Genomic DNA, 19,495 nt, shown 5'->3' with positions numbered 1-19,495 from the left:
GCTGTGTCCTGCGTATTGCGTTGTGCTACCACACTACAAAGCGTCGGTGACACTCCGCACGTACAGAGACGTACGGCAGTGCGTACGGCAGTGCGTACGGCAATACTCACGGCATCGGCACGTACAGCAAAAGGAGCGGCTCCCAAGAGGTGGGAACCGCTCCCTTCACGGCGTCTTACTTGGCGCCCGCCGCACCGCGGCGGATGCCCAGGCGGTCGACCAGCGCACGGAAGCGCTGGATGTCCTTCTTGGCCAGGTACTGCAGCAGCCGGCGGCGCTGACCGACCAGGATCAGCAGACCACGACGGGAGTGGTGGTCGTGCTTGTGGGTCTTGAGGTGCTCGGTCAGGTCCGAGATGCGGCGCGAGAGCATGGCGACCTGGACCTCGGGGGAGCCGGTGTCGCCCTCCTTCTGACCGAACTCGCTGATGATCTGCTTCTTCGTAGCGGCGTCGAGCGACACGCGTACTCCTCGTAGTCTCTGAGTAGCCACCGAGTGCCCCTGGTCCACATCTCAGGGGAGCTTCCGTTACTCGGGAGGCGGGGATCCGCTGGGCGCGGCCTCCAGAACGATGGGCTCCGGGGGTGCGTACACAAACGGCCGTCACACAGCGTACCAGCCTGGCCGGATGCGTCTGTCCGGGTCTCCGAACCTTCCTGGTGACGCGGGCCTGGCCACTAGGGTGACCGCACAGGTCATTCGTACGTGGGGAAGGGGCCGCTTGAACATGGCCGAGGCAGCGGACGCAGCGGGCGTAGCGGACAAGGACAGTGCGGCGGAGACGGCCGCCGACGTCAAGGCGCGCAAGGAGCGGGAGAAGGACGAGCTCTACGCCCTGGACATCTCCGACGTCGAATGGCACAGCGCGCCGGGCACGGAGGAACACGAGGAGCGGGTCGAGATCGCGCACCTGCCCGAGGGCGCGGTGGCCATGCGTTCGTCCCTCGACCCGGACACGGTCCTGCGGTACACGGAGGCGGAGTGGCGGGCCTTTGTGCTGGGGGCGCGCGACGGGGAGTTCGATCTGGAGCCGGCGCCGCACAGTGGCGGGCTCGCGGCGCAGTAGGCGACGCGCTGAGCGACAGAGACGGGGAGGGCGGTCGGCCGGTGAGTCGACCGCCCTCCCCGTTCTCGGCTCGGTGATCAGCTGGTCATGGACCGGGCCGCGCCGTACACGTCGAAGACGGCGAGGGCCAGCGGGATCAGGGTGAGCAGCACGAAGCCTTCGGCGACTTCCAGGAAGCGGCCCCAGAACGGGGTGAGGCCGCCGCGCGGCAGGATCAGGCCGAGTGAGGTGACCAGCGCTGCCGCCGCCGCGATCGCCGCGACGAGCCAGATCGTGCGGATGTCGAGGTCCGCACGGTCGCCGGTGAGGGCGTCGCGCATCAGAGCGTGCGGCGGGTTGAGCGCCAGGCCGAGGCCGAGCAGGACGAGAGCGCCGAGGCCCGCGGCCAGGACGGGCGCGACCTGGGTGGTGTAGCGGAAGAGGTGGGCGCGCATCAGCATGGCGACGCCGGTGGCGAAGGCGAGCAGCTGTCCCCAGACGTTGTCGGAGAAGCCGAGCACCACCGAGGCGCCGACGGCGAGCAGCGCGCAGCCGCCCACGAGCCCGACTAGGAGTTCGTGGCCGCGGCGGGCCTGCGCCTCGATGCGTTCGGCGTCGACCGGCTCCGGCGGGGCGGGATCGGCGGCGTACGCGCTGCGCGGAGTGGCGTTCGGCGGGTCGAAGCCGATCGGCAGGCGGGCAAAGCGCATGGACATGCCCGGCAGGAAGGCCAGTGCTCCCACGGCGACGGGCGCGCACAGCGCGGCGATCTCGGTGGGTGTCCAGTGCACGAGCAGTGCCACGAACACCACGACCAGGGCGATGGCGGAGGCGAACACGAAGGCGACGAACGGGCCGTCGCCGCGCGGCGAGCACAGGGTGAGAACCACCGAGGCCACCAGCACCGCGGCGCAGGCGAGCAGGAACTGCAGCTTGCCGATGCCCTCGCCGCCCGCCAGCGACAGCAGCCCGGAGCCCGCCACGCCCACGTTCGGGAGCGCGCCGAGTCCCAGCGCGACGGCGGAGGCCCGGTCGTCGTAGATCCGTGCACGGATCGCGGCGAGGACGACAAGAAGTACACCGGTGACGCCCGCGAGGATGCCGGGCAGGCTGTGCATGTCGTGGCGCGGATCGGCGGTCCAGGCAACGAACGCGAGCAGCGTCGGCAGGACGCCACCGCCGACGAGTCCCGCGGCGCGCGTCAGATCGCCGCTCCACAGGGTGCGTTCACGGGTGACCGCGGACGCGACCGCCTCTGACACGTCGTCGAAGACGGCGGGGGGCAGCGACTCGGAGAAGGGGCGCAGGGTGAGGAGTTCGCCGTCGAGAATCCGCTGCGCGGCGAAGGAGCGCGAGCTGTCGAGGACAGTGCCGTCGCGGCGTACGAGGTGGTAACCGACCGGAGCGCCCTGGGCGGGACTCTGCTGGGAGAGCCTGAGGATCTCCGGATAGATGTCGGCGACCGGGATGTCGTCGGGCAGCGCCACGTCGATCCGGCTGTCGGGCGCGACGATGGTGACCCGGCAGAAGCCGAGGCCCGTGCCCGCCCCGTGAGGGGCTCCGGGTCCCGGCCCTCCGGCTCCGGTGGTTGTCGCGGAGGCCGTCATGCTCACCTGCTGCTCCCCCTCAATGATGGTCCTGCGTCTGCGATTTCGGTCATGCTCGTGCGTCTGCGTCGGTTGCGCGGACGTAACGGCGCGCGCGGCCGCGGTGGTTCTGCGGCCATGGTGTGAAGGTCCTGCGTCTCTTTGTCCGGACCGCCCGGCCGACGGTGCGGCAAGGCGGCGGAAAGAGGTCCGTGCGGCCGGTTCCCGGGTTCCGCACACCACCACATCGCGCGGAATGCCCTGATTTTCCGGCCTCGTTCGCGTGTGCTCACGCGAACATCCGGCACCCTACCGCCCACCCGTCTCCCATGAAGTCAGTAGTAAGTCAGTAGGATCACGCGGCGGCCTGCGTCCGCCTGACACGGGGCGGCGGGCGGAAGACCCTGGGGCCGGCAAGGGAATTGGTGAGCAGTGAGCCAAATCATCGTCAAGCGCCCACCTCGGGCGCTGCCGTCCGAAGTGCCCACGGAAGAGGTCGTCCTTCAACCGCCGCCGGAGCTTCCGCGCGGGCACCAGGAGAGCGTCCTCATGCAGCTGCTGCCGACGCTCGGCATGGGCGGCTCGGTGGTCTTCTTCTTCACGAACGGGCAGCCGTTCATGAAGATCATGGGCATGGTGATGATCGCGTCGACGGTGGCCATGTCCATCGCGATGGTCGTCCGCTTCCGTCGCGGCTCCCAGGGCCAGCTCGCGGACTTGCGCCGCGACTATCTGAGCTATCTGTCGCAGACCCGGCGCACGGCCCTGGACACGGGGAAAGCACAGCGCGACGCCCAGTACTACCTGCATCCTTCTCCCGAGCAGTTGTGGGCGCTGGTCGCCGAGGGCAGCCGGGTGTGGGAACGGCGGCCGGGGGACGAGGACTTCGCCCAGGTGCGCATCGGCCTCGGTCCGCAGTCGCTGGCCACCCCGCTGGTCTCCCCCGAGACAGGTCCGGTCGACCAGCTGGAGCCGCTGACCGCGGGCGCGATGCAGCGTTTCGTGGCCACCCACGGCGTCCTGGACGCGCTGCCGATGGCCGTCTCACTGCGCGCCTTCTACCACGTCACGGTCAGCGGCGATCCGCAGTCCGTGCGTGCCTCTGCGCGTGCTCTGGCCGGTTCGCTGGCCTCGCTGCACTCGCCCGAGGACCTGGTGATCGTGGTCGCGGCCGGGCGTGCGGAGCTCTCGCACTGGGAGTGGGCCAAGTGGCTGCCGCACGTGCAGCTCTCCGACACGGTGGACGGCGCGGGCAGCCGCCGGCTGATCGGCAGCGACTCGCGCGAGCTGGAACAGCTGCTGGCCACCCGGCTGACGGGGCGCCCACGCTTCCACCCGAATGCCTCCCCGCTCCCGGACGAACCGCACATCGTCGTCGTACTCGATGGCCTGTCGCTACCACCGGACTCCGTCCTGGCCGCCCCCGAGGGACTGCAGGGGGTGACGGTCCTCGAGGTCGTCCCCGAGGAATTGTCCGGAGCGCGCGGTGACCTCTCCATCGTCGTGCAGCCGCACGCGCTGCATCTGGAGTCCGGGCACGGCATCGTCTACGAGGGCACACCGGATGCCCTCTCGTACGAGTCCGCGGAGGCGCTGGCGCGGCAGCTGGCGCCGCTGCGCATGGCCTCGGGCGGGGACGACGACGAACCGCTGCTCGCCAACCTGGAGTTCACGGATCTGCTGAACCTCGGAGACGCGGCCTCGGTGGACACCAAGCGCACCTGGCGGGCGCGTTCGCTCGCCGAGCGGCTGCGCGTGCCGATCGGCGTCGGCGAGGACGGGCGGCCCGTGATGCTGGACCTCAAGGAGGCCGCGCAGGAAGGCATGGGCCCGCACGGGCTGTGCGTGGGCGCGACGGGTTCGGGCAAGTCGGAGCTGCTGCGCACGCTGGTGCTGGGTCTGGCGGTGACGCACTCGTCGGAGACGCTGAACTTCGTCCTCGCGGACTTCAAGGGCGGTGCCACCTTTGCCGGGATGGCGCAGATGCCGCACGTGGCAGCCGTGATCACCAACCTCGCGGACGATCTGACGCTGGTCGACCGCATGGGCGACTCCATCCGCGGTGAGCTCAACCGCCGCCAGGAGATGCTGCGCGACGCGGGCAACTACGCGAACATCCACGACTACGAGAAGGCGCGCGCGGCCGGGGCGCCGCTCCAGCCGATACCGTCCCTCGTGCTGGTGATCGACGAGTTCAGCGAACTGCTGACCGCCAAGCCGGACTTCATCGAGATGTTCGTGCAGATCGGCCGCATCGGCCGTTCGCTGGGCGTGCATCTGCTGCTGGCCTCGCAGCGCCTGGAGGAGGGCCGGCTGCGCGGTCTGGAGACGTACCTCTCGTACCGGATCGGCCTGCGGACGTTCTCCGCCGCCGAGTCGCGTGCGGCGCTGGGCGTCCCCGACGCGTACGAACTGCCGAACGTGCCCGGTTCCGGCTTCCTGAAGTTCGGCACCGACGAGATGGTGCGTTTCAAGGCGGCGTACGTCTCCGGGGTGTACCGCACGGGTCCGACCCGGTCCGCGCTCGGCGGCGCGCTGCCGGTGGACCGGCGGCCGGTGCTGTTCACCGCGGCGGAGGTGCCGGTGCGGTACGCCGCCGTGCCCCAGCAGCGCGAGGAGACGCCGGAGACGGACGACGCCCTGGCCGACACCGTGCTCGATGTGATCGTGCGCCGTCTGGAGGCGCAGGGCCCGGCGGCCCACCAGGTGTGGCTGCCGCCGCTGGACAGCCCGCCGTCGCTAGACGGGCTGCTCCCGGGACTGGCCGCGGTGCAGGGGCGCGGGCTCACCCAGCCCGGCTACGAGGGGGCGGGGCGGCTCGTCGTACCCGTCGGTCTCGTCGACAAGCCGTACGAGCAGCGCCGCGACCCGCTGTGGGTCGACTTCTCGGGCGCGGCCGGCCATATGCAGATCGTCGGCGGTCCGCAGTCCGGCAAGTCGACGCTGCTGCGCAGCCTGATCGCCTCCTTCGCGCTCACCCACACCCCCCACGAGGTGCAGTTCTACGGTCTCGACTTCGGCGGTGGCGGCATGTCGGCCGTGGCCGGACTGCCGCACGTCGGCGGTGTGGCCTCGCGCCTCGACCCGGAGAAGGTGCGGCGTACGGTCGCCGAGGTGTACGGCGTCATGACGCGCCGCGAGGAGTACTTCCGCTCCTCCGGCATCTCGTCGATCGCCGAGTTCCGCACGAAGCGGGCGCGCGGCCAGATCTCCCTGACCGACCAGCCGTGGGGTGATGTCTTCCTGGTCATCGACGGCTGGGGCAACTTCCGCGCGGACTACGAGGCCGTGGAGAGCATCGTCCTGGACATCGCCGCACGGGGCCTCGGCTACGGCATCCACCTCGTCCTGACCGCGTCCAGGTCGATGGAGGTCCGGGCGAACCTCAAGGACCACCTGATGAACCGCCTGGAGTTGCGCCTCGGCGACACGATGGACTCCGAGCTGGACCGCAAGGTGGCGGTGAACGTCCCCACGGGCGTGCCCGGCCGCGGCCAGGCGCCGGGGAAGCTGCACTTCATGGGCGCCGTTCCGCGCATCGACGGTCTGATGTCGGACACGGACCTCGCCGACGCGACGGCTGCGCTGGCGACGGAGGTGTCCCGCCACTGGCAGGCGCCCGGCGCCCCCGAAGTCCGGCTGCTCCCCCGCGAGTTCCCGGCGCGGCAACTGCCTCCGGGTGACCACTCCCCGCACCGCGGCGTGGCCTTCGCGCTCGACGAGGACAACCTCGAACCCGTCTTCGTCGACTTCGAGCAGGACCCGTTCTTCCTCGTCTTCGGAGAGAGCGAGTCGGGCAAGTCGAACCTGCTGCGCCTGCTGATCAAGCAGCTGACGGAGCGCTACTCGGGCGACGACTGCAAGCTGTTCGTGGTCGACAACCGGCGCTCACTGCTGGACGTCACCCCGTCCACGCACCTCGCCGAGTACATCCCCATGTCCAACGCCATGGACCACCACATGAGCGCGCTGGCGGAGCTGATGCAACGCCGGACACCCACGGCGGACGTGACCGCGCAGCAGCTGCGGGAGCGGAGCTGGTGGCGCGGCCCGACGGTGTACGTCGTGGTCGACGACTACGACCTCGTGTCCACGTCGAGCGGGAACCCGCTGGGCGGTCTGACGGAACTGCTCCCATTCGCGCGGGATGTGGGCGTGCGCTTCATCATCGCCCGGTCGACCGCCGGCGCGGGACGCGCCTCGTACGAGCCGTTCATGCAGCGGATGAAGGAGCTGGGTGCGCAGGGTGTGGTGCTCGCCGGCGATCCGGGCGAGGGAGACGTCCTGGGCGGAGTGCGGCCTCGGGCGATGCCTGCGGGTCGGGGCGTCTTTGTCTCTCGTAAGCGGGGAAAGCCATTGGTTCAGACCGGGTTGATGAGTGTGGAGTACTGATGAGTGTGGAGTACTGATGAAGTGCGCGCGAAAGTCTTCGCACTCGACAGCTCCGCGGCGACAGATCTGTTCCATTGGTACGTTGAAGTAGCCCGGCGGCCGTCGGTCCGACGGCCGCGTACACGGGAACAACGGGGAGGATCCGTACGTGGCTTGGGACGAATGGGAGCAGCTGAAGAACCAAGCAGCGCAGAAACAATCCGCGCGCATGCAGCTCAATCAGCTGCCGGCCGACGGTGGCGGTGGCAGCACCCCGCAGGGTGATCTGACCGTTGACCAAAAAGATCTCGCCGCGATCGGCGACCGGGCGTTCAAGCTGTGGGAAGACTTGGGCCGGTATGGGCGTGACGCCTGGTCCAGCAGCCAGACAGCGGCGTCGGATCTCAAGACCCAGGGCTTCACACTGGGTGGAGCCATCGACCGCGTGCAGAGCCGCTGGGAAGAACAACTGACGTCGCTCCTCGACGCGTGCGCCCATATCTCCAACCATATGGACTTCACGAAGAAGGTCCATCAGGGCGACGAGTACTACATCGGCGGCCAGATCAGCAGCATCTCCACGCTCGACAAGGGCTTCGACGGGGGGAAGGGGCACTGATGGATCTGGATACGCTCCGTTTTGGGAACTTCGCGTCGCTCGGTACCGCCATAGCCGACTGGACTCGGGTTGTGGGGAACCTGGAGACCCTTGAGAAGAACGCCCGTGGGGGACTCAAAGGCCTGGCGGACAAGGCCAATTGGGCTGGCGTGAACGCCACTGTCTCGCGCGAGTTCATCACCAAGACGGCGGGCGAGTTCACTGACGCCCACACCGAGGCCAGCACCATCCGCAACATCCTCAAGGACACTCACGAGGAGCTCGTCAGCTACCACGAGCAGCTCAACGAGGCGATATCACGCGGGCTCAAGAAGAACCTCACAGTGATGGACACCGGCAACGGCTCCTTCACCGTCACCATGAACATCCATCCTGATCGTGCGGCCAGGGGAACCACGGTCCCTGATCACAGCGAACAGGATGTGACCGAGCTACGCGATGACGTCCAGCGCATTCTCGGCAGAGCCACGCACAGCGACGAGACCGCGTCCGAGGCGCTGCGCGTAATCGTCGAGCAAGCCGAGTACGGGTTCTCCGGCGCCTCCTACGGCGACAGGGATTCGGCGACCAAGGCCCTGGAGGACGCCGAGAAGTACGCGAATCTCATCAAGAACAAGGGAGATTCGATGTCTCCCCAGGAGTTTGACGAACTCAACCGGAATCTCGCCGGCTACAAGAACGACCCGCTCTTCCAGGAGAGGTTCGCCACCACCCTCGGCCCGAAGGGGACGTTGGATTTCTGGGCCGACCTCTCCGATCCCTCGGACGGCGGCGATCTGCAGCGGGCGCGCCTCGATCAGCTCGGCGAATTCCAGAAGAATCTCAGTCTCACTCTCGCAGGAGCGACACAGTCGGATTCCCCCGCGATGCGGCACTGGGAGGACGACATGGTCCAGTTGGGTGACGATCGCATCCAGACCCGTGGAACACAGGTCTACGGTTTCCAGCTGATGAGCAACCTCATGCGAGTCGGGGACTACAACGACTCGTTCTTGAACAAGTACGGTGACGCCCTGGTGTCGACCGAGAAGAAGATGAAGCTACCGGACCACTACTGGAACGGTGGCGTGGGCGGACCCGCCATGCCCAAGATGAACTTCATGGGCGACGAGTTCGGCCGGGATCCGATGACCGGATTCATGACGGCTCTCTCGAACAGCCCTGACGCGGCCACCGACTTCTTCAACAGGACGGATCCCCAGGACAACGCCGAGTGGGTCCTCAAGGATCGCCCCACATTCGACGACACCCCCCTGAACAGCAACGATGGAAACCAGTCGCGTGACGCGACAGGGAATGCCCTCGTCGCCGCCGCCACGGGCGTCAATCCCAACGACCCCCACGCCGTTCCCGTGGAGCACACGGCCGAGAACCGGCACGTCCTCGATCGCTCACTGAAGATCATCTCGGGTGTGGGCGACGACTTCGCTCCCGAGATGCGCGATGACATGGCCAAAGTGCTGGTGAACTACGGCGACGAGGTCAATCACACCGCGAGTTCCCTCGCGGACGATCACGGCGACCCGAGACAGCTCGATCGACATCAGCTGTTGGAAGTGACGAAGCAGGTGTCACGTGATCAGAACGCCTACGGAATACTCAACGACGGCCTGAACCGGGAGATGGTGCGCGACATCTACGCGGACCATCCGAGCGACCCGAAGGAAACGCTGCTCCGGGCAGGCCACACCGTCGGATTCCTCGAAGAGGCCCGCTATGAGGCCCTCAAGACGGACAAGCACGACCCTTCGTGGGACGCCAAGTGGCTGTATCACGGCTTCGGTGGTGCCGTGAACTTCATCCCGGTGGTCGGTGATGCCGCGCAGCGAGGCGTCGACGCCCTTGCCTACCAATGGCAATTGGACGAGCAGGCACGCATCAACGAGGAGACCGCCCGGCAGAACGGCGAGGTCTTCACCGCGCGGGAGAACCAACTGCAGAAGCTGGCCGACCTGTGGATGGACGCCAACCCGAACCACGGCAACAACAACAGGTACACGATTACATCGGAGATCAACGGCGCCGCCTTCGACGGCAATGGCCGTGCTCAGGGACTGGCAGGCGATCAGTGAACAACGGTACTTCTCTGCTTCCGGGTCGGCTCGCGGCACGTACGGGAGGATCTCAGCGCTGTACGCGAAGTGTCGCCGCCGCTGCTGTGACCGTGGTCCTTCTGACGGCGACGGCTTGTTCGGGATCTCGCGACTACGCGGTCCCGGACAAGGCATGCGGTGTGACCGTCGATTCCGACTCGCTGTCCCCCCTCCTTCCGAACGGGAAGAAACTCACCGAGAAGTCGTACGACGCCGGCCCGGAGAGTCCACGCTGCCGTCTGCTGGTGGACCAGAAGCTGGTCGTCTATCTTTCGGGAGATGTCGTTGCCGGCGACACCGATCCCATCAAGGTCCAGGATCGGGCACTCGTACGCCTGGGGAGTCCCGCGGCTGCCGACATCGGCGACGAGGCCGTGATCGCCGACCGTGGAGCAATGGCGGTCGCCGACTGCGCCTACAAGGGAAAGCAGCAAAAGTTCGCCGTGCTGGTTCAGCTGCAGAAGAACGTTCCTGAGAAGGTTTCGGAACGGCGCGATGCCCTGCGCTCCTTCCTCCGTTCCTATTTCCCGAAGGCCATGGAGAAGCAGGGCTGCCAGTAGCGCAGCGCGCGGAATGCCGCGAGTGTCCGGCCGTGTCCGTGTGAGCGCCCGTGGCTGCCGATGCGGGGGTCAGCGATAACGGATGACGTGCAGACCACGGATTCCGACCTGATCGAACGCCACGGCAGAATCCGTGGAACCGTCGACCAGCATCACGCCGTGCGCGGTGTGCACCGCGTTCAACAGTCGGCCGACAGACTCCCGGCCGCTCGCGTCGACGCGACGGACCCAGATCACGGCTCGGGCCTCGACCGGGTAACCCGAGAGTTCGTCCATCACCGTTGCCCAGTCCGCGTGTTCGGTCGCGGAGAGCACGGACCCCAGGCCGGACAGGGTGGGTTCGAACCATGCCGCGTGACCGGGAGGCGGCGAGACGGGGAATCCCGCGGATCCGGGAGTCCCGCCGGCGTCCCAGCGTTGCAGCCAGGTCCATGGGTCGGAGTTGGGAAGGCCGAACGGAGCGGTTGCTTCCCTGGGTACGACCAGCGTGGCGTCGAGCATGGCGTCCTGCCAGCGTCCGTCGCGCAGATGGCGTTTTGTGTTGCACGCGAAGACCCAGCCTCGCCGGATCTCGTCCTGCGGTGCGGGATCGACCAGTTCGGCCTCTCCGTGATACGCCTGGTCCAGCCAGAGTTGCGCCTTGCGGAGCGCGGACGAGTAGTCGTGTGCCTCCGCTTCCCAAGGCCGGCGCGGGGGCTGTGCCCGAGGTACGGCCCGCATGAGGACCAAGTCGCGCAGCGCGTCGGACGGGTCGAGCTTCGCCAGACCCCCTACCTGGGCGTCCAGGAACACGACCTGGCCCTTGTGGTTGTGCGCGTACAGCAGATTGCCGGTCGCCTCGGCGCCGCCCAGTTCCCGGCGGACCCAGACGAGGCCTCGGGTGTCCGGGCCCGGTTCGGCCACCGCCCTGATCACCGAGTCCCAGTCGCTCACCGCCACCTGCTCGAAGGCGGGGAAGTAGCGCCGCGTGAGCCTGGCCCACCAGCCGGGGGCCTCGTCCGACGGCTGCCAGGGCAACGGGGTCGACTGAGCACCGTCAATGGCGGAGTGCACGGTCACCACGCAACCGCGTGCGTTGATCCTGCGGGCCTGGTCGGTGACCCTCGCGGCCGCTTTCTGCCCGTCGGCCGGGTCCAGATCCGCGAGGGGATCGCTGGCCGACGGGTGGAACGGCGAACTCCCGTCCTTCGGGACCACGACCGAGGCCGCCAGCATGGGGGTGGCGGGGTAGCCCGGTTGGTTCAGGGTGCGGCAGGCGAACATCCAGGCGGTGGGGGTCTCGTGCACCGGATGGGGGACAGACAGTTCGACGAGGCCGCGGTAGGTGTGGGCCAGCCAGACCGCGGCCCGCTGGTCGGGGCGGTCCATGTCAGTAACCCCCGGAGCGCCGGTCGACGCTCGGCCAGTCGCCCACCTCGCGTCGGCGCATGTACTCCGCCACGGGAAGTGCGGTCGGCGGCCAATGCGCCGCCTCACCATCGTGTGGCACGACGACGACGGAGGTGAACGGCGCGTCCACGGGATTCCCGGTCTCGAGGTGCTCCTTCCAGTCGAACCGAATGGCCCAGCCGAAGCCGTATTCCTCGCACTTGTCCGGGAGCATCACCAAGGAAGCCACCTTGTCCGGGTACATCGCCCTGACGAATTCGGCGGCCAATTCGACTGCTTCGGACTTGCTCAACATTTACTTGACTCCGTCGCGATATGGAATATGGCCGATCGACGACACATTCTTTTCGAGTACTCCCAGGGTCCCGGACTGGCCGTCGAGGAAAACCACTCCGTGCGGGGTGTTCACCGCGTTGAACACATGCGCCGAACCATCGGGACGGCTGATGTACATGACGCTCCTCGAACCCTCGCCCCTGGCCTGCAGGTCGCGAATGACGTCATCGTAACTGTTGACCATGTCGTAGTGGCCCTTGGGCCTGTCCTTGAGCCCGAGCACCTCAGGCGGCACGTGATCGGGACTCTGCTTCGGGGCCGCGCCGACCTGTTCGCCGTCCAGGTTCCTGTTCACGGCATCCACATTGTGACTGCAGTTCTGGGTGTAGCCGGGATGTCCCGTCCGATTGACGTCCTTGAGCCAGGGAAACTGATCGTCGGTGAATTCCTGGGCGAGTTTCGGATCCACCGAGTCGGCGTGGATCGCCTTCTCGGACACATGGTCCGTGCTGCGGGCGAGATTGCTCCAGTCCTTCGGCGCGGCGGCGAGTTCGTCGCCGTACTTCAGCCCGTTGGTGGCCATGTTCGCCGCACCGGTCTCCACCCCCTCCCTGACCGCGGTCCGCAGACCTCCTACCGCCAGCCCCGCGCCGTCGGTGCCGATGAGCTGAGGAACGAGCCTGCCGAGCGCTTCCGAGGGGTCCTTCTTGAAGCTGTCGATGAGGGCTTCGGGAACGCGCTCCGGGTGCGCGGCCGTCGAGACCAGACCGGACAGGGTCATGCTGACGTGCTGCAGGTAATCGGCTGGGTGAGTGATGTTGTAAGGGTCTTGGGGGTTCAGACCGCGGACAAAGTTGATCAGCCCCGCGCTCCCCTTGATCACTCCGCCTGTGAAGTGGAGGACCTCGGTGTTGACCGCGCCGTAGCCGTCCAGCGCGTCGGACTCCAGCCGGTCGAGCGGCGGCGGCTCGGCCGGGGCGTGCTTCAGGGCCGCGGTGACCGCCTGCGTGGCGACACGACCGGCTTCGTCCCGCTGGCGGCGCGCGTCCGCCAGGATCTGGCGGGCGCTCTGGATGTCGCTGCGGCCGGGGTCCTTGAACTGCTCCAGAGGGGGTCCGGGGTCCTTGTCCGCTTTGATCGCGGCGTTGTACGCGTCGACGCGCTTGTTGTAGGCCTCCACCGCCTGCTCGGAGGCCTTCTTGCCCTTCTTGTAGAGGCCTATGGCCTCCTGGGCCCGACCCTGCGCCCACTTGACCGTGTCCGCGTAGCCGTCCAGCGCCTTGCCGGCGGCCTCGCAGGCGTCCGCGGCATGCAGCCACTTGGGGGGATGCATGGCGAACTTCTCGCGGAAGGTGTCGGCGGACTCGCCCTGCCAGTGCGAGGAGTCCAGCGAACGCATTCCCTGGCCGACCGAGTCGAAGGCGGTGTGAAAGCCCGTCAGGTGCTTGGCGGCGGCCCGGATGGACGCCGGATTGCCGTGCACCAGCTCGTTCGCCTGGTCGGTCTCACCGAGCTGCTGCTCTCCGACGCTCGCGCCCAGGTCGGAGGCGATGTTGTCGCCGAGGTCCTCGACCTTGTCGGCCCACCCGTCGGCCCCGACGGCCTGCAGACCGTCCCCGACCTTGTGGGCGCCCCACTCGACGCCCTCACCGACGAGCTTCTTGCCCGCGTCGACGCCGTCCTCAAGCTTGCCCAGCCCGGCGTTGACCAGATCCCCGAGCCCCATCAGCCGCCGCTCCCGCCCTGCTGTGCCTGCTGTTGAGCCGCCGCCTGGGCCCGTTCCTCGGGCGACGGGCCGAAGGTGTCGTCGAGCACCTGGTTGTACTCGCTGTCGCTCACCCCGAACGCGCCGTGCAGGTTCTCAGGATTCAGTCCCATCGGCCCCAGCGTGTGCGAGGTCATCACGTCCCGACCGGCGTCCTTCCAGCCCTGCTCGCTGTTCTGCAGGGCCCGATCGAAGGACTCCTTGCTGTAGTCGGCGTGCGCGAGCGCGTTGTTCTGGGCCAGCTCGCCCCAGCTCATCCGCGTGATCTCGTCCTCGGAGGCGTTCGGGTTGCCCATCAGCGAGTTCGCGCCGATCTTCAGCGTGCCCTCGACGTACTGGTCGGTCTCGTACAAGGTGCCGGCCGAAAGACCCACGGCCTGGGCGAAGTGGTTGCCCTCTCCCACCAACGCCCGCACACCCCATTCCCAACGCTCGCAGAACGACTTGAAGGCCGACGTCAGCCCGTCGTGGCCCAGTTCCAGACCGGACAGCTCGAGGTTGGAGAACCCTCGGCCGAACCCGGCCGCGCTGTCGATGCCTATTCCCTTGAGCTCGCTCAGGGTCAGCGTGATGCCCTGCGCGATCTCGTTCAGACCGGTCGCCTTGATGTCCTTGCCGCCGCCGTTGTTCACCACGGTCGCTCACCGCTTCCGTTCGCTTCGGCGTCCACCGCAGCCGCGTCCGGCACGATGCCCACCACCGGCGGCAGGAGCACGCCGTCGTCGCCGCTGCCCACGTCCAGGGCGACACCGCACGGCACGCCCATTGCCGGGATCACCACGTCCAGCAGGCGCCACCCCCGCACCGCCATGAAGTCTCGCCGGGCCTTCGGGGCGCCCTGCGCCTCGTCGAACCTGGCGGCGGCCGACTCGTCGGTGAAGACATGGATCCACCGCACGCCGCCGAAGTCGGCCGTGAGGAATCCCCGGCCGCCGCCGTCGAGCGGAACGAGGGGGACCAGGACGGTGGTGTCCTGGAAGCGGTCGATCGTGTGCCTGATCCGGTCCATCCGCCGCGCTGCCCCGAGTCCGTCGGGTGCGGCCGTGTCGGAGTCGACGGGGCCGGTGGCTGCCTCGGCCTCCGGGGAGTCGCCCGTGAGATGCACATCCGGCTGCCGCCGGGCGTCCCCGGGCTCTTCGGCGGTGCCTTTCCGCAGGGCGCCGGTCACATGGTCCGGGCCGGGTTCGGCGCGCTCAGCGGCTTGCTTCTTCAGTTGCTCCCACTCGTCCCAAACCACGTGTGGATCCTCATGACGTTTCGAAGGTGACGGTCTGTCTGGAAGGGGCCTCGATGACGCAACGCGGGGTGGGCACCTCCCGTGCGTGCCCACCCCGGTGCCTTTGAGCCGGCCCGCCTCATTCGAAGAAGCTGGCCGCCTTCTTGTCGCCGCCGCGGTAGTCGCCGCCGGCCTGGTGCACCTTTTGCGTGATGGAGAGCAGTGCCTGGTGGATGGCGCTGGTGTGGTTGTCCCACTCCCTCGACTTCCGCTGGAAGGCGTCGTAGGCGTCGCCGGCCCAGCCCTCTGCCGCGTTGTGTACGCCCTGCTTCAGCTCGATGAGATCGCTCTCGAGTTGCTTGGCCAGGCCGCCGAGTTCAGTGGCGAGCGCGTCCAGGACGCCGTACTTGACGGCAAGATCCTGGAGGTGTGGCGTGCCGGTCATATTTCCTCATCTCCTTGACGATGTGAGAGGGACCTCACGGTCCGGGGGCGCGACTCGGGGCCCGTCAGTAAAGGTTGAGCGCCGACGTCTTCGCACCGGCGTCCACTTCGATGCTGGAGATCGTGGAGTGGAGTTCGTCCTCGAGCTTGTTCTTGTCCTGCTTGGTGAGCTGGATTCCATTCAGGAAGTCGTCGAGCATGCGCCCGATCCCGGCCATGTGCTCGTTGATTTCGTGCTGCTTGGTCTTGAACGCGTTGGCGCCGAAGCCCGTCCAGTTGGCCTCGATCATGTCGATGCATCCCTGGAGCTTCTGCAGGTGCTTCTTGACGTTGTCGTACCGGTCGATGACGTTCGTCTGGAGCTTTTGTACGTGTGCGTCATCTAGCTTGCGGCCGTCAGTCATCTCGGCGCTGCCTTTCGTGAGAAGGATTGTGTTCCTGGCGCTACACCGGGTGGTGAGGCGCCCGTTCATCGCGCGGCCCGTTGTCCATCACGGGTGGTGGGCCGTGACAGTCATACGCCTCGCCGTGAGCGAATCACCGCGAAGGCCCCGCCGCCGATCACCACGACCGCCGCCGCGGCTCCGAGAGCGACCCACAGCGTGGTGTTGCCGGAGGAATCCGAGCTTGATCCTGCCGCTGAAGTCCGGGCGTTAGAAGTGGAGTTCGAGGCTTGTGACGAGGTTGATGCGGAAGCGGAGGGCGAAGCGCCGACGGACAGGCCGGGCGTCTTCTTGTTCGTGACGGGGTCGACGTCGGCGGCTCCGGGAACCCCCTTGCCCTTCAGGAGAACCTGCGCAGGGCGGATCGTGCCGTAGCCGAGGTACCGGCTCGGAGTGCTCTTGGGCCAGTCCCGGCCCGCGGTGTCGATCATCACGCGGAGGACCTGGTTGGCGGTCCACTTGGGGTGGGCGGCCCAGATGAGGGCTGCGGCACCGGAGGTGATGGCGGTGGCTTGGCTGGTGCCATTGCTCTGGGGGCAGTAGGACTTGAAGGTCTTGTCACACCAGGTCGGTACGTCCACGCCCGGCGAGGCAAGGTCCACGTACGCGCCGTCCTGCGAGAACTTGGCTACCTCGCCGTTTTCGTTGATCGCCGAGACTCCGACCACGCCGGGGTATTTGGCGGGATAGCCGATGTAGTTCTTTGCGATATCGGCGCTGTTACCCACACCGGCGATGAGCAGCTTTCCCTTGCTCTCCGCATACTGCACGGCCTCAAGTCCACCATCGAACGCGGAAAACGTTTCGAATGACATGCTGATGATCTTTGCGTCGGAATCAGCAGCCGCTCGGATGGCCTTCGCGGAAGTGTCGCCCTGCTCTTCGCCCTTCTTGCCGATGCCGAGGAGCACCGTACGGATCGGGATGATCTTGGCCCCGGGTGCGACGCCCTTGATCCCGTCGCCACTGCCAGTCCCTGCGATCAACTCGGCCATCGACGTGCCGTGACCGGTGTAGTCGTCCGTTTCATCACCGGTGCTTCCCGTGACGTCGACTCCGGGCAGCACCTGGCCCTTCAACGAATTCGTGTTCGGGTTCACGCCGGTGTCGACGACAGCGACCGAAATGCCCTTGCCCGTACTGACTTTCCACAGCCCCTGGGCGTTCATCGCGTCCAAGTACCACTGCTGCGACTGGACGCCGTCGGCAGCCGCGGCGGGGGCCGGCCCAAGGGACATGACGGCCAGAGCACCCAGCGTCGCGCCCACGGTGGTCACATGTCTCCGGGCATGCCTGGCCCACAGCGCGGCCCGCATTCGGCGTACGCCACTCCCTGACTTCATGCTTGTGTACGTCCTCGGTCGTTTCGGTCAGTCGGTCGCCGACGGCGCATCGCCGCGCCGCGCGTCATCACGTGAGCGCTTCTTGTCCTCGGCAGAGTGCTGCTGACGCTGCGTTCTCCCGCCGGCCGCACGATCAGGGCTGCGGCCCTCCGCGGAACCGGACACCAGGCCAGAACCACCGGACGCGGCTCCGTTGCCCCTGCCGCCGGCCCCACGCGCGGGCGCGCCGGCCACACTGTCCGCACTTCCTGGAGACCGGCGCTGAGACTGTCCCTGCCCCGTGCCCGACGCCGGGTTGTTCGCACCGATCACTCCGCGCTGCCCCGGTCTTTCACCCGCTGCGCGAGCGCCGGTCGTGCCCTCGCCGCCGATGACCGTGCCGCGTGGAACCCTGGCGCCAGTCGCCCTCGGGCCGACTTCAGAAGTGGGCCTGCCACCGACCACGCCGCCCGTACGCGCAGCGCCCGTGGCTCCGGGGCCGGTCCGTGCCGCAGGCTGACCGGGCACGCCGCCCACCCGCCCGCCCGGCGTGCCGCCGGTGCGTGAACCGGTCGTACCCGCGCTTCTGGGCATGCCGCCGGTGACACCCCGCCCCATGGGCGACCTGCCCGTCGCGGATGCGGGCCCACGGGCACCCTGCTGGCCAATCGCGGATGCGCGGCCGATCGGTCCCGCGGGGCCGCGTCCTGTGCGGCCTCCGGCAGTGGTTCCCTCAGAGGTGGTGACCCGTCCCTGAGCCGATGCGGAGGTCCTACTGCCCGTGGCCCCGCCAAATCCACCGGCGCGCCCGACCGGCCCTCCGAAGGCAGGAGGTACCGCACCGGTTCCCACGGGAGGAAGCGTTCCCCCAGAAGGTCCGTTGGGACCCGTCGCAGCAGAAGGAGGAACCACCGGCGCAGGCTTCGCAACTTCCGGCGGCAGCGTGCCAACACTGTTGATCTCTGTACCGACAGTGGGCCGATGCAGTTCGACGTGCGTGTCCGCAGCCGGATGTCCGGAGGACGGAAGGTTGTTCCTGGAGCTTTCTTGGGACACATCGACGTGTTTGGTCTCGCCGGCACTCGTCACGACGTGGTGACTCGAACCCGAGGTTGAGTCGACGACACCCTTGCGTGAGGCCCCACCAACGGTGGGGTCGTCGATCGGCACCCCCACGTTGGGCATCGGCTCAAAAGCTGGCGGGGCCTGCTTTTCCAGCTTCGCCAATTCGGACCCGGACACCGAATAGAAGGAGGCGAGGCGGTTCATCTGGTTGATCGCCTCTTGCCGGTCCTTCTCGACCTGGACCGCCTCGGCATACTGCTTGTTGCCCTCGAACTGCTGGAGTAGCGGGAGCTGCCCCGGCTTCTTCTGGTCGAGGGCGGGGCGGGTGTCCCGGGGCGGCAGCGAGCTGCGCACGGATGCGAGCCCCGTCGCGGCGGCCGTGACCTGCACCCCGGCGCCGTCGGCGTACGTGGCCAGGCTCTCGGTATGCGTGGCGAGGCTCTCTCCCCACTTCTGGAACGCCTGGCCGGCCTCGCCCTGCCAGTCCTCACCCGCATGCTTGAGGTGACGTCGGAGCTCCACGGCGGCTTCGTTGATCGCCTTGCTCGCCTTCGCCAACGTCTCGCCGGCATGCTCCAGGTCGGCGGGGTTCGCCTGATGGACCAGGTCGATCATGGCGTTGAGCTGATGGTCCTCGAAGTCCGTGACCTTCCCGTACGTCAGGAGGCGGACGCGCTTGAATCCGAACGCGTCGTGCATCACGTTCGACACTCCGGACACCGCGTCGACCTGGCCGACCTGAACGTCGACGCGCTGCTGGTCAGTCAGCTCCTTCGGCGCCTTGTCGTCCCCGCTCACTACTGGAGTCCCTTCGTGGACTTCTTCGCGTCGCTCAGCTTCTTCTCACCCTCGCCGGACTTCTCCTGCTGGGCTTCGCTGTACAGGCGGTCGGTCTCGATCTGGATCTCCCAGAAACGGCGTCGCTGGTCGTCGTCGAGGCCGTCGAAGCCGTTCTGCGCGCCCTGCGTCGCGATGCCCATGGCCTCGATCTGGAGCCCGAGCGTCTTGGAGAGCTGCGTGATGTGCTCGTGAACCTGTTCGTACTGAGTGAACAGGGCGTCAGCCTCATGGAAGGGGCTGCCGTGCCCGCTGAGAGAAGTGCGCGAGACGCGGTGCGCACCCACCTTGGACGCGCTGCCCGCCGAGTCCTCGAACTCGGACAAGAGCTTGTCGATGCGCTGCTTGAACGTCATCAGCACGTCGGCGCCGACCTTGAGGTCCGCCGCGGTGCTCGGCGACGCCCCGCCTGTCATGTCCGCAGGAAGCATGATGCCTTCCCTCCCCGTTTTCGTCGCTCGCT

17 protein-coding genes are annotated in these 19,495 nt (G+C 67.7%); 5 read left to right on the top strand and 12 right to left on the bottom strand.

Annotated features, from left to right (window positions below; translation table 11 throughout):
* Nucleotides 1-175: 175 nt before the first annotated feature.
* Entirely contained in the window at nt 176-463 is a 288-nt protein-coding gene (gene rpsO, locus FNV62_RS36600; RefSeq protein ID WP_037741887.1) for a 30S ribosomal protein S15, read from the bottom strand.
* 265 nt (nt 464-728) lie between these two features.
* Here rpsO and FNV62_RS36595 point away from each other — a divergent pair, with 265 nt between their 5' ends.
* Nucleotides 729-1,067: a DUF397 domain-containing protein gene (locus FNV62_RS36595; RefSeq protein ID WP_143603101.1), complete on the top strand. Its 339-nt coding sequence runs from the start codon at nt 729-731 to the stop codon at nt 1,065-1,067.
* Nucleotides 1,068-1,144: 77 nt separating this feature from the next.
* Here FNV62_RS36595 and eccD read toward each other — a convergent pair whose 3' ends face one another.
* A complete protein-coding gene (gene eccD, locus FNV62_RS36590) occupies nt 1,145-2,653 on the bottom strand; it encodes a type VII secretion integral membrane protein EccD (RefSeq protein ID WP_211180227.1) in 1,509 nt (502 codons plus the stop codon).
* A 411-nt stretch (nt 2,654-3,064) separates the two neighbouring features.
* On the opposite strand from eccD, the gene eccCa reads away from it, so the two are divergent.
* From eccCa to FNV62_RS36570, 4 genes are all read left to right on the top strand, one after another.
* The gene (gene eccCa / locus FNV62_RS36585) at nt 3,065-7,024 is read left to right on the top strand and encodes a type VII secretion protein EccCa (protein WP_143609365.1); all 3,960 of its coding nucleotides are present in this window, start codon (nt 3,065-3,067) and stop codon (nt 7,022-7,024) included.
* A gap of 148 nt (nt 7,025-7,172) precedes the next feature.
* Nucleotides 7,173-7,622, top strand: a complete 450-nt coding sequence (locus FNV62_RS36580) for a hypothetical protein (RefSeq protein ID WP_143628361.1) — start codon at nt 7,173-7,175, stop codon at nt 7,620-7,622.
* On the top strand, nt 7,622-9,694 hold the full coding sequence (locus FNV62_RS36575) for a DUF6571 family protein (RefSeq protein WP_143628359.1): 2,073 nt from the start codon (nt 7,622-7,624) through the stop codon (nt 9,692-9,694). Before FNV62_RS36580 ends, FNV62_RS36575 begins: the two co-directional genes overlap by 1 nt.
* 161 nt (nt 9,695-9,855) lie before the next feature.
* On the top strand, nt 9,856-10,275 hold the full coding sequence (locus tag FNV62_RS36570; RefSeq protein WP_143603098.1) for a hypothetical protein: 420 nt from the start codon (nt 9,856-9,858) through the stop codon (nt 10,273-10,275).
* A gap of 69 nt (nt 10,276-10,344) precedes the next feature.
* On the opposite strand, the gene FNV62_RS36565 is transcribed toward FNV62_RS36570, so the two are convergent.
* The 10 genes from FNV62_RS36565 to FNV62_RS36520 form a co-directional block, all read right to left on the bottom strand.
* On the bottom strand, nt 10,345-11,643 hold the full coding sequence (locus tag FNV62_RS36565; protein WP_164331819.1) for a YrhB domain-containing protein: 1,299 nt from the start codon (nt 11,641-11,643) through the stop codon (nt 10,345-10,347).
* Nucleotide 11,644: 1 nt separating this feature from the next.
* A complete protein-coding gene (locus FNV62_RS36560) occupies nt 11,645-11,959 on the bottom strand; it encodes a YrhB domain-containing protein (protein ID WP_143628355.1) in 315 nt (104 codons plus the stop codon).
* Nucleotides 11,960-13,666, bottom strand: coding sequence for a putative T7SS-secreted protein (locus FNV62_RS36555; RefSeq protein WP_143603095.1), 1,707 nt, complete (start codon nt 13,664-13,666; stop codon nt 11,960-11,962). It abuts the gene before it with no gap.
* On the bottom strand, nt 13,666-14,340 hold the full coding sequence (locus FNV62_RS36550) for a hypothetical protein (protein WP_306459593.1): 675 nt from the start codon (nt 14,338-14,340) through the stop codon (nt 13,666-13,668). Before FNV62_RS36550 ends, FNV62_RS36555 begins: the two co-directional genes overlap by 1 nt.
* A complete protein-coding gene (locus tag FNV62_RS36545) occupies nt 14,334-14,942 on the bottom strand; it encodes a hypothetical protein (RefSeq protein WP_225900488.1) in 609 nt (202 codons plus the stop codon). The genes FNV62_RS36550 and FNV62_RS36545 overlap by 7 nt, the downstream gene beginning before the upstream one ends.
* Nucleotides 14,943-15,060: 118 nt before the next feature.
* Nucleotides 15,061-15,366, bottom strand: coding sequence for a WXG100 family type VII secretion target (locus FNV62_RS36540; protein WP_097286466.1), 306 nt, complete (start codon nt 15,364-15,366; stop codon nt 15,061-15,063).
* A 64-nt stretch (nt 15,367-15,430) separates the two neighbouring features.
* Complete coding sequence (locus FNV62_RS36535; protein ID WP_097289238.1) at nt 15,431-15,769, bottom strand: WXG100 family type VII secretion target; 339 nt, start codon at nt 15,767-15,769, stop codon at nt 15,431-15,433.
* Nucleotides 15,770-15,879: 110 nt separating this feature from the next.
* Nucleotides 15,880-17,085 carry a S8 family serine peptidase gene (locus FNV62_RS36530; RefSeq protein WP_313905048.1) on the bottom strand — a complete coding sequence of 402 codons (1,206 nt, stop codon included), beginning with the start codon at nt 17,083-17,085 and terminating at the stop codon, nt 15,880-15,882.
* 93 nt (nt 17,086-17,178) lie between these two features.
* Nucleotides 17,179-18,993, bottom strand: a complete 1,815-nt coding sequence (locus FNV62_RS36525) for a hypothetical protein (RefSeq protein ID WP_143609360.1) — start codon at nt 18,991-18,993, stop codon at nt 17,179-17,181.
* A complete protein-coding gene (locus FNV62_RS36520) occupies nt 18,993-19,463 on the bottom strand; it encodes a hypothetical protein (protein WP_181360932.1) in 471 nt (156 codons plus the stop codon). The genes FNV62_RS36525 and FNV62_RS36520 overlap by 1 nt, the downstream gene beginning before the upstream one ends.
* Between the last annotated feature and the right edge of the window lie 32 nt (nt 19,464-19,495).

The organism is Streptomyces sp. RLB3-17 (assembly GCF_007113425.2).
Lineage (GTDB): Bacteria > Actinomycetota > Actinomycetes > Streptomycetales > Streptomycetaceae > Streptomyces > Streptomyces mirabilis_D.
This window is presented reverse-complemented; position numbering and strand designations above follow the sequence as displayed.

Bases quoted from the DNA above. Each gene is read 5' to 3' on its own strand.
- FNV62_RS36555 (WP_143603095.1), bottom strand. From the start codon at position 13,666: ATGGGGCTCGGGGATCTGGTCAACGCCGGGCTGGGCAAGCTTGAGGAC.
- FNV62_RS36565 (WP_164331819.1), bottom strand. From the start codon at position 11,643: ATGGACCGCCCCGACCAGCGGGCCGCGGTCTGGCTGGCCCACACCTAC.
- FNV62_RS36575 (WP_143628359.1), top strand. From the start codon at position 7,622: ATGGATCTGGATACGCTCCGTTTTGGGAACTTCGCGTCGCTCGGTACC.
- FNV62_RS36595 (WP_143603101.1), top strand. From the start codon at position 729: ATGGCCGAGGCAGCGGACGCAGCGGGCGTAGCGGACAAGGACAGTGCG.
- FNV62_RS36560 (WP_143628355.1), bottom strand. From the start codon at position 11,959: ATGTTGAGCAAGTCCGAAGCAGTCGAATTGGCCGCCGAATTCGTCAGG.
- FNV62_RS36540 (WP_097286466.1), bottom strand. From the start codon at position 15,366: ATGACCGGCACGCCACACCTCCAGGATCTTGCCGTCAAGTACGGCGTC.
- FNV62_RS36520 (WP_181360932.1), bottom strand. From the start codon at position 19,463: ATGCTTCCTGCGGACATGACAGGCGGGGCGTCGCCGAGCACCGCGGCG.
- eccD (WP_211180227.1), bottom strand. From the start codon at position 2,653: ATGACGGCCTCCGCGACAACCACCGGAGCCGGAGGGCCGGGACCCGGA.
- FNV62_RS36535 (WP_097289238.1), bottom strand. From the start codon at position 15,769: ATGACTGACGGCCGCAAGCTAGATGACGCACACGTACAAAAGCTCCAG.